The following is a 335-nucleotide window of genomic DNA, read 5'->3' as shown; positions in this document are numbered from 1 at the left end:
AACTCTTATCATAAGCCCTCTTATCATAAGTAAAGTACTCTACACGACATTTGTAATAATTTATCTTGGTTATATAAAAACGATACACCAATTTATTTTCTATTTTTCAATAAATGCTAAGCCCCTCCATTATAAACACCAAAAAACAAAATTAAGGTCATAAAAATATTATCATGATACATGATTTACATTGTTACTTGCCAAACGCATGATATCAACATAAAAGAATATTGGTGCTTCCTAACTGATAATAGATCTAATTATTCTGTAACTTATAGTAAGTTGTCTTAAAAGGGGATACTGCATATTATGCGTTGAGGCTTTGTTATGGATGA

The organism is Bartonella sp. AP58NXGY, assembly GCF_042195785.1.
Lineage (GTDB): Bacteria > Pseudomonadota > Alphaproteobacteria > Rhizobiales > Rhizobiaceae > Bartonella.
The sequence above is the reverse complement of the archived record's forward strand: the minus strand, read 5'-3'. Positions refer to the sequence as shown.